The organism is Ferrimonas balearica (assembly GCF_019802085.1).
In the GTDB taxonomy this organism is placed as follows: domain Bacteria; phylum Pseudomonadota; class Gammaproteobacteria; order Enterobacterales; family Shewanellaceae; genus Ferrimonas; species Ferrimonas balearica_B.
This window is the reverse complement of record NZ_JAHVHV010000006.1, coordinates 136,710-151,012: the sequence shown is the minus strand read 5'-3', so window position 1 is coordinate 151,012 and position 14,303 is coordinate 136,710. Positions and strand designations below refer to the sequence as shown.

The following is a 14,303-nucleotide window of genomic DNA, read 5'->3' as shown; positions in this document are numbered from 1 at the left end:
TTCAGAAATGTTAAATGATTGTCGGAGTTAGCCTTTTTCGCTGGCGGGATCGCCGCCGGCGGGCCGGCGGGCCACCTCTTCGCTCAGCCGCACCTGCTGTCCGGCACTCAGGGTCTCGGCGCCGCGGATCACCACCCGGTCGCCGGGTTGGACGTCGCCTTCGATGGCGATCCACTCCCCCTGCCCCTGCCCCAGGGTGATGGACACCTGCTCCACCTGGTTCTGGTCGTTCAGTCGGAACAGGTGGGCGCCGCTGGAGCGCAGCACGGTGGCGTCCCGGGGGATCACCAGGGTGGGCCGTTGCGGGCCGATGGGCAGCGCGGCGCTGACCAGCTCCCCCACCGCCAGGCGGCGTTCCAGCTCCGGGGCCAGGCTCACCCGCACCTCGAAAGTCTGGGAGCGGGGATCCGACACCGGGATCACCCGGCTGATCCGGCCCTGGAACTCGCCGTCACTGCCCCAGATCCGCAGCGGATCCGCCTCCTTGACGCTGCGGCTGTAGCGCAGCGGGGCGTGCAGGCGGATCTCCAGCCGGTCGGGATCCGTGACGCTGAGCAGGGGCTCGGCGCGCACCACGTACTCCCCGGCCCGGTGGCGGCGCTCGGTGACGATGCCATCAAAAGGGGCGCGGATGTCGGTGCGGGCCAGACGGTCCTGCAGCTGGGCCAACCGGGCCTGGGCCAGACGCTGATCCGCCCCCGCCAGGTCCCGCTCCATTACGGCCTTGTCCAGGGCGCTGGCGGCGGCGCTGTTGCTGCGGGCCAGGGTCTCCAGCCGATCCGCTTCGCGGCTGAGCTGGCGGTGGCGGATCCCCGCCCGCTCGATCTCCGCCTCGTACTCGGCCACCCGCAGGGCCAGCTCGGTCTTGTCGATGCGGGCCAGCACTTCGCCGGCCCGCACCCGGGTGCCGGGCTCCGCCACCCAGTCCAGCCGGCCGTCCACCGACGCGGTGATCTGGGCGTCGTGGCGGCTGTGCACCGTGCCGGTGACCGTCATGGTGGGGGCCAGATCCCGGCTCTGGGCCTGGGTGACGCTCACCAGAGGCGCCGGCGGGGCGGGCGGCGCGTCCGCCGCGTGCACGGAGAGGGCGGCCAGGGCCAGCAGGGAAAGCAGGGGTTTCATGAAGGCACTCCTTGTTGCAGCGCCGGGGCGTTGGGGGCACGCCGTCCGGCGGGGGCGATGCAGAGCAGCGCCGGGATCAGGATCAGGGTAAAGAGGGCGGAGAAGGTCATGCCGCCGACGATCACCGCCGCCAGGCCGCGGTAGATCTCGGTGCCAATGCCCGGCACCAGCACCAGGGGCAGCATGCCGAAGATGGAGGTCAGGGTGCTCATGTAGATGGGCCGGGCCCGGGTCTGCACCGCCAGGCGCACCGCCTCGGCCAGGGGCAGTCCGTCGCGCTGGCCGGCCCGGGTGCAATCCACCAGCAGGATGGCGTTGTTGACCACCAGCCCCAAGAGGATGATGAAACCGATCATGGTGAGCAGGTCCAGGGCCTGGAAGCTGAACAGGTTGAGCAGGGCCAGGCCGGTGACGCCGCCGGCGATGGCCAGGGGCATGGCCGCCAGCACCAGCAGGCTGTCCAGCACCGAGCGGAACAGGGCCGCCATCAGCAAGAACAGGATCACCAGGGCGATAAGGAAGTTGCTGCCCATCTCGGTGATGGCTTGCTCCAGGCGATCGGCGCTGCCGCGGAATTTGAGGCTGGCGTTGTCCGGCAGCTGGGCGCGGATCCCCGGCAGGGCGTCCTGGCTGAGGCGCTCCATCGCCTCATCCATCGCCATGTCCTCCGGGGGGAAGATCAGCAGGCTGACGGTGCGGGCGCCGTTGATCCGTTGCAGCTGGGTGGGGCCCACGGTGCGGCGCACCTCGGTCAGCTCGCCCACGGTCTGGATCCCCGACAGCGGCGTGTAGACCGGCATTGCCGCCAACTGCTCCGGGCTGTGCCAGCGGGGGGCCTTGAGCAGCACGTCCATTCGCTCGTTGCCGTCGAAGTACTCGCCGACAAAGAGCCCCGAGGTGAGGGCGCGGATCCCGTTGGCGATGCTGGCCCGGTCGATGCCGGCCTGGGCCAGGCGCCACTCCTTGGGCTCCAGCCGCAGCTCCGGCTGGGCCAGGCTGAGGCCGGGCTGGGGGCGGACCACGGCACCGGGCAGGGCCTGCTGGATCTGCGGCATCGCCTGGGCGGCCACCGTCATCAGCGCCTCCATGTCCGGGCCCTGCAGATCGATGTTGATGCCGCGACCGCCATTGAAGCCGAACTGCAGCAGCGAGCCGCGGCTGACAAAGGCCTGGGTGCCCGGCAGATCCACCAGCAGCTCATCCCGCAGCTTGGCGATCAGCGCTTCGATCTCATCGGGGTTCTCCGGGTAGACGAACAGCACGTTGAAGGCGCCGAACATCGACAGGTTGTAGCCGCCGATGGCCGGGGATGCCTCCTGATCGTAATAGGGGCGCAGACGGCGGATGATGGTGCCCCCCAGCTCCCGCTCCAGGGTGTCGATGTTGGCCCCGGCGGGCAGCGAGAAGAAGGTGAAGATCCCATCGGAGCGGGCCTGGGGCAGGAAGTCCGGACGGGGCATCAGGGCCAGGGTGAGCGCCACCGAGGCCCCCAGCAGGCCCAGGGTGGCGAGCCAGGCCCGACGCCGGGTCAGCAGGGCGTTGCAGAGCCGGTCCAGCCGTGCCGGCCAGCGGCTGGTGGATTGAGCCCCTTCGGGGGCCGTCTTGACCCACACCAGGTTGAACACCGGGGTCAGGGTCAGGGCGGTAAGCAGCGAGCTGACCACCGCCACCGACAGGGCCAGGGCGAGATCCGAGAACAGCTGCCCCTCCACCCCGGGCATAAAGAGCACCGGCAGGAAGATCGCCACCGTGGTGGCGGTGGAGGCGAACAGCGCCCCGCGCACCTGGCGACAGCCCTGGCGGATCGCCTGGGTCAGGCTCAGGCCGTTCTGGCGCAGCCGGATGATGTTCTCCTGGACGATGATGGCGGCGTCCAGCACCAGGCCCACGGAGAAGGCGATCCCCGCCAGGGAGACCACGTTGAGGGTGCGGCCCAGGGCTTCGAGGGCCAGGAAGGTCACCAGCATGGCCACCGGGATGGTCAGGCCGATCATGGCGGTGGCCCGCAGGTTGCGCAGGAAGGCGAACAAAATCAGCAGCGCCAGGGCCACCCCGATCCCCAGGTTGCCCTGCACCAGGGCGATGGCCCGCTTGATGTGCACCGAGGCGTCGAAGCTGAGATCCATGATGAGGCCCGCCTCGGCCAGCACCTCGCGGTTGAGCTCCTCGATGGCCAGGTTGACCTCATCCAGCACCGCCACGGTGTTGGCGTCGAAGCTGCCGGCCAGGGTGATGTAGTAGGCGGGGAAGCCATTGCGCCGGGTGAAACCGCGCTGCTCGGCGTACTCCACCGACACCTCGGCCACCTCGTCCAGGGTGACCGGCCGGCCGTTGTTGTAGGTGACGATCATCGACCCCAGAGAGTCCGGGGTGTACTGGCCGGTAAAGCGCACCGTGTACTCCCGCCGCCCCACCTTGGCGGTGCCGCCGGAGATGTCCGAGGCCCGGGCCAGGGTCTGGCGCATCTGGTCGATGGTGATCCCCAGCGCCGCGGCGCGGAAGGGGTCAAACACCACGTGCAGCTCCTTGGGCCGACGGCTCTGCAGCTGCACGGCGGCCACCCCGGGGATGCGGCGCAGCCGCGGCTCCACCTGGTCATCAATCAGTTTCTGGTAGTCGCCGAAGTCGGTGTTGGGGTTGCCCGGGGCGGTGCGGATCAGCAGCGAGGCCATGGTGGGGGCGCCGTTGCCGCCGCCGACGTTGATGAAGGGCTCGTTGGCGTCCGCCGGGCGCGGCGGGGTCTGATTGAGGGCGTTGATCACCCCGATCATCGCCTCCTGCATGTCGGTGCCCACCTCGAAGGTCAGGGTCACCGAGCCAAACCCCTGGCTGATGTTGCTGCTCAGTTCCACCAGACCGGGGATGAACTGCAGCACCTGCTCCTGGGGCTCGATGATGTTGGTTTCCATCTCCTCCGGCGCGGCGGCACGCCAGTTGTTGAACACGGTGATCTGGGGCTGCTGGATGTCCGGCAGCAACCGGATCGGCAGCTTCATCATCGCCAGGGCGCCGAACAGCAGGATCAGCAGGAGCACCACCAGGGTGGCCGCGGGGTTTTTCAAACTGGAGCGGGTCAGATCCATCTTGATGTGAATTGAAGTCGGCAGGTGGCATGAAAGATATGCGTTTTGACGGGATGGAAGGTGAATGGAGTGTAATTACATGTTACCGAATGTGTGTCCGGGGTGGGATCCGCATCGTGAATGGTGGAATCGTCCACGACTTTTCCTTTGAAACCCCTAGGCTTTATTGCGACCATGTGATGCAAACGGGGCTTCGGCCTTCACCGCATTGCCAGAGAATAGGAGTGACCCATGTTGTCCGATGCCATGGTCGACAAGCTGAACGAACAGATCAATCTCGAGTTTTTCTCCTCCAACCTGTACCTGCAGATGAGCGCCTGGTGCGAGGACAAGGGCTTCGAGGGGGCCGCCCACTTTATGCGCGCCCACGCCGACGAGGAGATGGAGCACATGCGCCGTCTGTTCACCTACGTCAGCGAAGCCGGTGGCCTGCCCATGCTGGGCGCCATCGAGGCCCCGGAGCACGAGTTTGAAAGCCTGCATCAGCTGTTCGCCAAGACCTACGAGCACGAGCAGCTGGTGACCCGCAAGATCAACGAGCTGGCCCACACCGCCTTCGCCAACCAGGACTACTCCACCTTCAACTTCCTGCAGTGGTACGTGGCCGAGCAGCACGAGGAGGAGAAGCTGTTCAAGTCCATCCTCGACAAGATCGAGCTGGTGGGCAACGACGGCCAGGGGCTCTACCTGGTGGACAAGGACCTGGCCCAGCTGGCCACCGAAGAGTCTGCCAGCGTTATGCACGACACCGCGGACGCCGGATAACCTTCAGCGGATGGCCTTGGCCATCCGCTCTGCTTTTCGGGCCCGGAACGTGAGCCTTCCCCGCCGTCAGCTGCTGCTGTTTGGGCTGCTGAACCTGCCGCTGTCGATGCTGATGTCGCCCACCGCGGCGATGCTGCCCGCCTTCTACCTGGAGTACACGGCGGTGACCGCCGCCGGGCTGGCCACGGCCACCCTGGTGGCCCGGCTGTTTGACGGCCTGACGGACCCCCTGCTGGGCTGGCTGTCGGACCGCAGCGGCCGGCGCAAGATCTGGATGGCCCTGGGGGTGGCCCTGGTGCTGCTGGGGCTCTGGCCCCTCTATCAGCCCGCCGGAGACGCCGGGGGGGGCCACCTCATCTTCTGGTACCTGCTGGTGACCCTAGGCTGGACCGCGGTGGAGATCCCCCACAGCGCGTTGGCGGCGGAGCTCTCCGGCGATTACCAGGAGCGCAGCCGCATCGTCCTGTGGCGCCAGATGCTGGGTTTTGTCGGCGGCCTGCTGTTTATGGCCAGCCCGATGATTTTGCTGGGCCGCAGCGGCTTTACCCCCGAGGTGTTCCAGGCCCTGGCGCTGTTCATCGTCATCGCCCTGCCCCTGACCCTGGCCCTGATGTGGTGGGCGGTGCCGGAGCCCCGCCACCCCGCGCCGGCCCGGCCTAGCCTGGCGGATCTGGCCCGGGCCCTGGCACAGCTCCCTCCCCTGCGCTACTTCCTGCTGACCCAGATCCTCTTTGGCCTGGCCACCGGCGCCGTCTCCTCGCTGTTCGTCATCTACGCCAGTTTCTACCTGGGCCACGCCGATGCGGTGGCGAAGATCGCCATGCCCATGACCCTGGCGATGGCGCTGGGGATGCCCCTGTGGCTGCAGCTGCTCAAGCGGGTGGACAAGCACCGGGCCTGGGCCCTGTCCGGGGTGGGGATGATCCTCTGTCTGCTGGCGGTGCTGAGCCTGGCCCCGGGTCCCGATTCCCTGGGACCGATGATCGGCCTGATGACCGGGTTCGGCTTCTTCCTCGGCCTCTCCTCGTTGGCGATGCCCTCCATGCTGGCGGATCTGGTGGATTACGACCGCTGGCGCAACCGTCGGGATCGGGCCGCCATCCTGTTCGCCTTCCAGGCGATGGTGACCAAGTTCAACCAGGGGATCGGCGGCGCCCTGGCCCTGGGGCTGGCCGCCTGGCTGGGGTTCTCCGGCAAGGGGGCGATCACCGAGTCGGCGGTGTGGGGGCTCAAGCTGGGCTTCGTGATCTGGCCCTGCCTGTTGCTGGTGCCCATGCTGCTGCTGGCCTGGCGCTACCCCCTGACCCGACATCGCCAACGGGCACTGGCCCGGCGCCTGATGCGCCGCCAGGCGGTTTCCCCTCAGGATTGACCCGCCCCTGGGCCCTGACAAGGCTGGCAGCCCAAGGGGAAGCTGTTACTATCGGTGGAGACTCGAATCCATTGGTTTAACGGACTGAAAATGAACGATCTGGAGCTGGTCCGGCGGTTGGACCGTCGTCTGGTGGACGACTACCAGTTGGCCCGCAACTACTGCCTGGATGTGCCCACCTTCGCCCTGGTGCACCTGCGCTCCATCGCCCACCGCCTCACCAGCTGGCTGGGGGAGCGGGCGGAGCTGACCTTCCAAAGCAAGAACCTCTACGACCGCATCGAGCAGCTGGCCCGCAGCCGCACCATCGACATGCGCCTGGCCCGCAAGCTGCACAAGCTGCGGGGGGACGGCAACAAGGGGGCCCACCCAGAGAAGTACCACCTGTCGCTGGAGCAGCTGGTGCAGCTGGCCGCCAAGAGCGTCAAGGACACCGCCCGGCTCTGCGCCGAGGTCTACCCCCTGCTCCACCCCGGCGAGCCCACTCTGGAGTGGCAGTTTGAGCCGGTGGACGTGGTGGCCGGCCGGGAGCTGTGTTACCGGGCGGTGATGGAGGACGATCCCGAGGCCCAGTACCTGGTGGGGCTCTCCCTCAAGGCCCGGGCGCTGATGCACCAGGAGCGGGCCCGCTCCTTCGCCGAGGCCAACGACGGCCAGGCCCTGGACTTGAGCGATTCCCGGCGGGTGCTGGAGCAGGCCGCGGACTGGTTCCGCCGCGCCGCCCCGGAACACCCGGCGGCCCGGTTCGAGCACGGCGTGGCCCTGCTCAACGGCTACGGCGGCGAGCGGGATCCCAAGCAGGCGGTGCGCCTGATTGAGGCGGCGGCCGAGCAGGGGGTGGCGGACGCCCTGGCCCTGGTGGGCTACTTCCACCTGGCGGGCAGTCAGGGCTACGGCCAGGACCCCATCAAGGCGGAGCGCTACCTGACCGAGGCGGCGGACCAGGACCAGCCCGAAGCCATGGCCAACCTGGGGGTGCTCTACTACCAGGGGCTGCTGGGGGCGCCGGATCTGGCCCGGGCCCGCAGCTGCTCCGAGCGGGCGGCGTTGGCGGGCTATCCCCACGCCCAGTACCACCTGGCGGTGATGCTGTTCGCCGGTGAGGGCGGTGAGGCGGATCCCGAGGCGGGACTGACCTGGCTGCAACGCTCGGCGGAGCAGCACTACCCGGATGCCCTGGCGGATCTGGCCCAGCGCACCCTGGACGGGGATGGCGTGGACGCCAACCCGGGCACCGCGGTGGCCCTCTACCGCGAAGCGATCCAGTACGGGCGGTTGCCCCGGGCGATGTTCGAGCTGGCCCTGGCTCACTTCGACGGGGAAGTGCCGGAGCGGGATCTGGTGGAGGCGGCGACGCTGCTGCACGGGGCCTTCCTGCACGCGGTGCCGGACAGTGAGCTGGCGGACGCCATCTGGCAGCTGACCCCCGAGCTGGTGGCCCAGCTGGACCAAGCCCTGGCCAATCCCCAGACCCCGAGCGAGCAGGCGGCGGTCCTGGCCCAGGTGCGCGATCGCTTCGATGACCAGGGTTACCCCCGGGAGTCCACCGCGTGACCCCGCTGATCCAGGGCCCCAGACTGCGCCTCTACCCCTTCGGCGAGCGCGACGCCGAGGGTTTTATGGCGATGAACGCCGATCCCGAGGTGCTGCGTCACACCGGCGATCGCCCCTTTGCCAGCCTGGCGGAAACCCGCGCCTTTTTGCGGGCCTATGACCAGTACCGCCTCAACGGCGTCGGTCGCTGGTCGATGTACACCCGGGATGGGGACTACGCCGGTTTCTGCGGCCTGCGCCGCGCCGAGGGTGAGGTGGATCTGGGTTACCGCCTGCCTCGCGCACTGTGGGGGCAGGGCCTGGCCACCGAAGCGTCGGCCCTGGCCCTGAGCCTGGGGTTCGAACAGTACGGACTGGAGAGCGTGATCGGCCGGGCCCGGCTGGCCAATCCCGGCTCCATCCGGGTGCTGGAAAAGCTGGGCATGAGCGAGGAGTCCCGCTTTGTGGAAGAGGGGCACCACTGGGTGTGTTACCGCATACAGCGTGCCCAGTGGCAGGCTCATCCCCTGAGTCGTCTCGGTCGCCATAATTCAACTGATTGAACTTATAGGCCTTTCAATCGTTCAAATCCCGTACACCCCGGTTGGCGGTGGCCCGCCGGGGTGGCATTATGGCCAACAAATTTCTCACCAAAGATCACAAGGAGTGAGCCATGGGAGTCCGTTTGGCGACCCTGGCCCTGGGCTTGGCGCTGACCCCGCTGAGCCAGGCGACCACCGCCGATGACGTCCAGCAGCTGCAGCTGGATAACGGCATGCGCATCCTGGTGCTGGAGGATGACACCATCCCCAACGCCAACATGTACCTGTTCTGGAAAGTGGGGTCTCGAGACGAGGCGCCCGGCATCACCGGCCTGGCCCACTTCTTCGAGCACATGATGTTCAACGGCTCGAAAAACTTCGGGCCCAAGATGTTCGACCGCACCATGGAAGCGGCCGGGGGCGCCAACAACGCCTACACCACCGAGAACCTCACGGTCTACACCGACTGGTTCCCCGCCCAGTCGATGGAGGTGATCTTCCAACTGGAAGCGGACCGCATTGCCCACCTCAACATCGATCCCGAGGTGGTGGAGAGCGAGCGCGGCGTGGTGGACTCCGAGCGCCGCACCGGTTTGGAGAACTCCAACTGGCGGATGCTGCAGGAGGAGGTCAAGGGGGCCGCGTTTCGGGCCCACCCCTACAGCTGGCCGGTGATCGGTCACCAGTCCGACATCCACGCCTGGACCCTGGAGGACCTGACCGCCTTCCACAAGACCTACTACGCGCCGAACAACGCCGTGGTGGTGATCACCGGTGCCGTGACCTTCGACCAGGTCGAGGCCCTGGCACAGAAATACTTCGCCCCCATCCCGGCCCAGACGCCGCCGCCGGCGATCCGCACCGTGGAGCCGGAGCAGAAGGGGGAGCGCCGGGTCTACGTGCAGAAGCCGTCGATCTCCACCCCCAACCTGATGCTGGCCTACAAGGTGCCGGCCACCGCCGACGCCGATCACCACGCCCTGGATCTGCTGCTGGCCCTGTTGATTGAGGGCAACTCCAGCCGCCTGAGCCGCGCCCTGGTGGACAGCCAGCTGGCCATCGCCGTGGACGGCTACCTGCCCCAGAGTTTCGATCCCAACCTGCTCTACCTCTACGCTGTCGCCGCCGGTGGGGTGGAGGCAGAGGCCCTGGAGCAAGCGATGATCGCCGAGGTCAACCGCCTGGCCGCCGAGCCGGTCAGCGCCGCCGAGTTGGAGAAGGTGAAAAACCGCAAGCTGATGGCCTTCTACGAGACCCTGGAAACCATCAACGGCAAGTCCAACACCCTGGGGGCCTACGAGCTGTTCTTCGGGGATTACCGCAAACTGTTCAGTGCCCCAGAGGCCTACCAGGCCGTCACCCCCGAGGACATCCAGCGGGTGGCCCAAACCTACCTGACCAAGGCCCGTCGCACCGTCGGCATCCTGGCCGCCGAGGAGGATACCGACCAATGAAAGCGCCGACGATGATGCTCTCTGCCCTGGTGCTGGCCGGCTGTGCCGCCACCAGTCCCACTCCCTTGGTGACCCCGGCGGACACCGCCCAGCCGATCGTGCCGCCGGCCGCCACGGTGGCCCCCAAGTTCGAGCTGCCGGCTTACCGCACCCTGATCCTGCCCAACGGCCTGACCGTCTACCTGATGGAGCGTCCCCAGGTGCCGCTGATCACCGTCAACGCCGTGGTGCGTGCCGGCGCGGTGAACGACGGTGAGCCCGGGATGGCGGCCCTGACCGCCGAAGGTTTGCTGCTGGGCACCGAAAGCCACAGCAAGGAAGCGATGGAAGCCCTGGTGGATGGCCTGGGCGCCAGTCTGTCGAGCTACGCCGGCAAGGAGGGCACCACGGTGACCAGCCGGTTCCTGGCCAAGGACCTGGATACCATGCTGCCGCTGATGGCCGAGGTGGTGCGGGCGCCTCAGTTCCCCGCCGATGAGGTGAGCAAGGCCCGGGATCGCTACGTGGCGATGCTGGCCCAGCAGAAGGAGAGCCCGCGTCAGGTGATCCGCCACTACTTCGATGCCCTCTACTACGGCGATCATCCCTACGCCAACCCCACGGTGGGCGACGGGGCCCGGCTGGCCCAACTGGACAGCTTCGATCTCAAGATGTTCCACGGCAGCTGGTACCAGCCGCGCAACAGCGCCCTGGTGATCGCCGGAGATTTCGACAGCGACGCGATGCTGGCCAAGGTGAAACGCCACTTCGGGGATTGGCGCGATGGCGACACCCCCACCCCGCCGGATCTTAACCAGCCGGTGCCCAGTCATGACAGTGCCCGGGTGCTGCTGGTGGACAAGCCGGACGCCCGGGAGACCACCTTCCTTATCGGCGGCGTCGGTGTGGCCCGGGACAACCCGGACTACGTGGGGCTGCAGGTGATCAACACCATCCTCGGTGGTCGCTTCACCTCCTGGCTCAACGACGAGCTGCGGGTCAACGCCGGCCTGACCTACGGTGCTCGCTCCGGCTTCACCAGCTACGGCCAGGCCGGCAGTTTCCAGATCAGCACCTTCACCGCCACCGAGCACACCCAGGCGGCCATCGATCTGGCACTCAAGACCTACCAGCGCCTGTGGCAGCAGGGGCTGGACCAGGCCACCCTGGACTCCGCCAAGGCCTACGTGAAGGGGCAGTTCCCGCCCCGCTACGAAACCTCCGCCCAGCTGGCCGGCCTGTTGGGGCAGATGTACCTCTACGACCTGGGGCCGGAGCAGATCGACCGCTTCCAGGCGGAGGTGGATGGCCTGACCCTGGAGAAGGCCCAGGCCCTGGTGGCCAAGTACTTCCCCAAGGAGGATCTACAGTTTGTGCTGGTGGGCCAGGCGGACGCTATCCGTGATATCGCCGGCCAGTACGGCGAGGTGGCGGAGGTGAACATCGACGCCCACGGCTTCTGGTTCTGACGAGGACAACACCATGACCTGGTTACTGCTGGGGATGTTGAGCTTTATCGCCCTTCACCTGCTGCCGGGCACTGCCTTGCGGGCCCGGCTGGTGGGGGCCATGGGTGAGCCCCTCTACAAGGGGATCTTCGCCCTGCTCTCCCTGGCGGCCGTGGTCCTGGCTGCCTGGGGCAAGGGCCAGGCCCAGTATCTGTCGGTGTGGGTGCCGCCGGTCTGGACCCGGCACCTGGCGCCGCTGCTGATGCTGGTGGCCTGCTACCTGCTGATCACCTACCTGCTGGGGGGCAAGCTTAAGGGGCTGACCGCCAACCCCATGCTCTGGTCCTTCGTGATCTGGGCCCTGGCCCACCTGCTGGCCAACGGCGATCTGGCCTCCCTGGTGCTGTTCGGCGGCTTCGGCCTCTACAGCCTGGTGGCGATCTTCCGTTCCCGCAGCAAGCGACGCAGTGACTACACCGGCCGCCACGAGCTGCTGGTGGCGGTGGTGGCCCTGGGGCTCTACGTGGCGCTGCTGCTGGCCCACCCCTACCTGTTCGGGGTGGCGGTGATGGGGCGTTAGAGTCCGTCAGTCTTGACGCAAAAGGGCGCCGCTGGGCGCCCTTTTTTGTTGGCTCACCAAGGTTAGGTGAGCCAGAGAAAGACCAGCAGCAACAGCGCCAGGTAGGGCAGCGGGCTGGCCCACCAACGCAGTGTCTGGCGCGCCTGGCTGGCCACCTGGGAACGGGAGGGGTAGTGGATGGGGTAGCGGTGCAGCGCCGCCATCAGCAGAGCACACACCAAGATCCATAAGGGGGTGTAGGGGGCGACAAACAGGCCGATCAGGGCCCCAGCCAGGGCCAGCAGCAGAGCGATTTTCACCGATTTCCTCCCCTTCCATGGCGATAAGCCCCAAGGTCGCCCAAGGGAGGCCGCAGGGCAAGCTTGGCCGTGACAGCGCTGCCCGACTCAGTCCAGTCGGCGTATCTCGTCGTGACCAGGGCGGGCGTGCTCGTGGTAGAGATCCGCCAGGTAGCGGGCGATCGCCTCGGCCTCCAGATCCGGCGGGATCACCACCTCCCGGACTCGACTGCGCAGTCCGGTATCGGACTCGCGAAACAGCTGCCACTGGCCGTCGATGCGCCGCACCGACAGGCGCTGTCCATAGACATCAAATAGCATGGTGTCCCCCTCTCGTCTCCTTACCCATTTCGGGCGCAACGCGTCGGGGTGTCAAGGGGGGCGCCTAACGGATCTCGGCCGTGCGGCGACGGGCCCGGTGCCAGAGGCCGCCGGCGGTGGCCAGCAGCAGGCTGAGGCCCACGCCCCAGACCGCCATGGGGTGCAACTGGTAGAGGCTTTGCAAACTGGCGAAGTGGTGGCGGAGCAGGGCCGGGGCGGCGCCAAACACCGCCACCCAGATCAGGCTGGCCAGGGCATTGGCCAGCAGGAAGGCGGCCAGGGGCATCTGGGCCAGGCCGGTCCCCAGGGGCAGGGTCTGCTTCAAGCCCTCGACAAAGCGGCTGATCACCATGGCGCTGGTGCCGTGGCGGGTGATAAAGGCGTGCAGCCGCTGCTCGGTGCGCTCGGACAGCCAGCCACGGCGGCGCAGCCAGCGGTCTCCCTTAAGGCCGATAAAGTATCCGGCCAGGTTGCCGAAAAAGGCGCTTAAGGTGGCCACGGTGAGGACGCCGGTCAGGGAGAGATCCCCCCCGGCGGCGAGCACCGCGGCGACGATCAGCAGCGACTGACCCGGGGCGGGGATCCCGACTCCCTCCACGGCGATGGCCAGCGCCAGGATCCAGAGGCCGTACTGTTGCAGGTAGGGGGCCAGGTCGGTGATCAGGGGTTGAAGACTGTCCAGCATGGTTCCGGGGCCGATTGGAAAAGGTCAGGGTAAGGGAATGTGGGGCGCCCCGGTGTGATCCGGGGGCCAGTTTCGGGGTTTGGGGCTAGGGGCTGGCCGGCGTGGCCAGATCCCTGGCCGCCGGCAGGCCGCCGGCCGGCTGCGCCGCCTGCACCGCCCGGTGGATGGCGGTTTCCATCACCTCGGCGGCGATCACCCCCAGGGTGTTGACGTCCACCGGCCCCAGCTCGCCGGTGCCGGCGGCGAAGATGGCGTCGCCATCGTTGAGGCTGTGCACCGGCCGGATCGCCCGGGCGTAGCCATCGTGGGCCATCTGGGCGACCTTCAGCGCCTGGGATTTGGTCAGGGTGGCGTTGGTGACGATGGCGCCGATGGTGGTGTTGCGGCCGACAAAGCCCGGCTCGCTGGCCCCCTGGAAGATGAGTGCCGTGCCGGGGATGAAGCCCTGCTCATCCCGGGTGCCCGCCAGGATCTGCCCCCGCCGGTCGTAGACGTCGCCCCAGGCGTTGACCGCCACCACGGCGCCCACCACCAGGCCGTTGTCCAGGGTAACGCTGTAAACGCCGAGGCCGGACTTGGTGGCGTGGGCCATGCCGCGGATCTTGCCGACACTGGCGCCGGTGCCGGCGCCAACATTGCCTTCGCTCAGGCCGTCCCGCTTGGCGCCCTTGGCGGCCTGTTGGCCCATGGCGGCGTCCGGTCGGGCCTTGGGATCCCCCAGGGCCAGGTCAAACAGCACCGCGCCGGTGACGATGGGCACCCGGGCCACCCCGGTGTCGAAGCCGATCCCCTCGGACTCGAGCTGGCGGGCCACCCCGCTCATGGCGTCCAGGCCAAAGGCGCTGCCGCCGGTCAGGACGATGGCGTGCACCTTATCCACCAGGTTCTCCGGCTTGAGGAGATCGGTCTCCCGGGTGCCCGGGGCGGCGCCACGCACATCCACCGAGGCGGTGGCCCCGGCGTCGAAGCGCAGCACCGTGACGCCGGTCAGCCCCTTGGGATCGCTCAGCTGGCCGATCTTGAGTCCCTCGATGGCGAAGAGGGCGTTGGGGTCATGGGGCTGCGCGGCCAGGGGCAGGGCCAGCAGGCCAAGGAGGGCAATCCAGGGTTTCATGGCGGTTGGGCGTTGGTGTGGAGGTGG

The 14,303-nt window shown here is 67.9% G+C and carries 13 protein-coding genes; 7 read left to right on the top strand and 6 right to left on the bottom strand.

Annotated elements, in window-relative coordinates; genetic code table 11:
- Positions 1–27: 27 nt before the first annotated feature.
- The gene (locus KUV81_RS18755) at positions 28–1,122 is read right to left on the bottom strand and encodes an efflux RND transporter periplasmic adaptor subunit (RefSeq protein WP_222545427.1); all 1,095 of its coding nucleotides are present in this window, start codon (positions 1,120–1,122) and stop codon (positions 28–30) included.
- On the bottom strand, positions 1,119–4,205 hold the full coding sequence (locus tag KUV81_RS18750; protein WP_222545426.1) for an efflux RND transporter permease subunit: 3,087 nt from the start codon (positions 4,203–4,205) through the stop codon (positions 1,119–1,121). Before KUV81_RS18750 ends, KUV81_RS18755 begins: the two co-directional genes overlap by 4 nt.
- Positions 4,206–4,436: 231 nt before the next feature.
- On the opposite strand from KUV81_RS18750, the gene ftnA reads away from it, so the two are divergent.
- The 7 genes from ftnA (at position 4,437) to KUV81_RS18715 (ending at position 11,878) form a co-directional block, all read left to right on the top strand.
- Positions 4,437–4,970 (top strand): non-heme ferritin, encoded by a 534-nt coding sequence (ftnA, locus tag KUV81_RS18745; RefSeq protein WP_222545425.1) that lies wholly within the window; start codon positions 4,437–4,439, stop codon positions 4,968–4,970.
- 49 nt (positions 4,971–5,019) lie between these two features.
- Positions 5,020–6,342: an MFS transporter gene (locus KUV81_RS18740; protein ID WP_222545424.1), complete on the top strand. Its 1,323-nt coding sequence runs from the start codon at positions 5,020–5,022 to the stop codon at positions 6,340–6,342.
- A 90-nt stretch (positions 6,343–6,432) separates the two neighbouring features.
- Positions 6,433–7,896: a DUF4145 domain-containing protein gene (locus KUV81_RS18735; protein WP_222545423.1), complete on the top strand. Its 1,464-nt coding sequence runs from the start codon at positions 6,433–6,435 to the stop codon at positions 7,894–7,896.
- Positions 7,893–8,438 carry a GNAT family N-acetyltransferase gene (locus KUV81_RS18730; RefSeq protein ID WP_222545422.1) on the top strand — a complete coding sequence of 182 codons (546 nt, stop codon included), beginning with the start codon at positions 7,893–7,895 and terminating at the stop codon, positions 8,436–8,438. The genes KUV81_RS18735 and KUV81_RS18730 overlap by 4 nt, the downstream gene beginning before the upstream one ends.
- A gap of 110 nt (positions 8,439–8,548) precedes the next feature.
- Complete coding sequence (locus KUV81_RS18725) at positions 8,549–9,871, top strand: M16 family metallopeptidase (protein ID WP_222545421.1); 1,323 nt, start codon at positions 8,549–8,551, stop codon at positions 9,869–9,871.
- Positions 9,868–11,319 (top strand): M16 family metallopeptidase, encoded by a 1,452-nt coding sequence (locus KUV81_RS18720; RefSeq protein ID WP_222545420.1) that lies wholly within the window; start codon positions 9,868–9,870, stop codon positions 11,317–11,319. The genes KUV81_RS18725 and KUV81_RS18720 overlap by 4 nt, the downstream gene beginning before the upstream one ends.
- 13 nt (positions 11,320–11,332) lie before the next feature.
- Positions 11,333–11,878 (top strand): NnrU family protein, encoded by a 546-nt coding sequence (locus tag KUV81_RS18715; protein WP_222545419.1) that lies wholly within the window; start codon positions 11,333–11,335, stop codon positions 11,876–11,878.
- A gap of 62 nt (positions 11,879–11,940) precedes the next feature.
- Here KUV81_RS18715 and KUV81_RS18710 read toward each other — a convergent pair whose 3' ends face one another.
- From KUV81_RS18710 to KUV81_RS18695, 4 genes are all read right to left on the bottom strand, one after another.
- Positions 11,941–12,177 (bottom strand): hypothetical protein, encoded by a 237-nt coding sequence (locus KUV81_RS18710; RefSeq protein WP_222545418.1) that lies wholly within the window; start codon positions 12,175–12,177, stop codon positions 11,941–11,943.
- Positions 12,178–12,264: 87 nt separating this feature from the next.
- A complete protein-coding gene (locus tag KUV81_RS18705; protein ID WP_222545417.1) occupies positions 12,265–12,477 on the bottom strand; it encodes a hypothetical protein in 213 nt (70 codons plus the stop codon).
- A 64-nt stretch (positions 12,478–12,541) separates the two neighbouring features.
- Positions 12,542–13,162, bottom strand: a complete 621-nt coding sequence (locus KUV81_RS18700) for a DedA family protein (protein ID WP_222545416.1) — start codon at positions 13,160–13,162, stop codon at positions 12,542–12,544.
- Positions 13,163–13,247: 85 nt separating this feature from the next.
- Positions 13,248–14,276, bottom strand: a complete 1,029-nt coding sequence (locus KUV81_RS18695) for a P1 family peptidase (protein ID WP_222545415.1) — start codon at positions 14,274–14,276, stop codon at positions 13,248–13,250.
- Between the last annotated feature and the right edge of the window lie 27 nt (positions 14,277–14,303).